Source organism: Nocardia amamiensis, from assembly GCF_015477605.1.
GTDB lineage: Bacteria > Actinomycetota > Actinomycetes > Mycobacteriales > Mycobacteriaceae > Nocardia > Nocardia amamiensis_A.
Map to the genome: position 1 here is coordinate 1 of NZ_JADLQX010000215.1, position 522 is coordinate 522.

1 protein-coding gene is annotated in these 522 nt (G+C 59.4%); it reads left to right on the forward strand.

The genetic code is table 11. The annotated features are described in order from the left end of the window. On the forward strand, positions 1–227 hold a 227-nt coding region (locus tag IU459_RS39165; protein WP_228839070.1), incomplete at its 5' end, for a hypothetical protein. Between the last annotated feature and the right edge of the window lie 295 nt (positions 228–522).

The following is a 522-nucleotide window of genomic DNA, read 5'->3' on the forward strand; positions in this document are numbered from 1 at the left end:
GCAACATGGTCGGTTCCGGCCCGCCCACCGACATCGGTACTCAGATCGGCTATGTGATTCGATGGGCCTCGGGCAATGGGCAATACCCGCTGCCAGGGGCACGAAAGGTCGAATTCTCCACCGCGAAACTCACGAATACGGCGCTGTTAGCCGGCGCGACTTCGGTGTTTTCGGCCGTGGTGGCGGTCGCGCAGTGGAGGGTGAAGTCGCACCGTCGCTCCCGCTGAGCGACGAAATACCAGGCAGCTTGTCCTCGAATTCGGACACGTGTACGCAGAGTGACCCCGGGCGCCATCGCTCCCTTGTCGGCATAGATGCGCCCGAGGCCAACAGAAACAACTGCGGTTGAACAACTTCCGATACAGTCGCTTGAGTGGCAGGTCACGCCTGCCGTCCTAGTACCAAGGCCGCTCAGTTAGCGGTTCGGTTGGTGTGTCAATCGAATGATGTTGTGGTGCTTGGTATGCCGTGATGTGGGACAGCGGAGCTCCTGGTAGAAGAGGTTTGTCACTCCAAGACAAT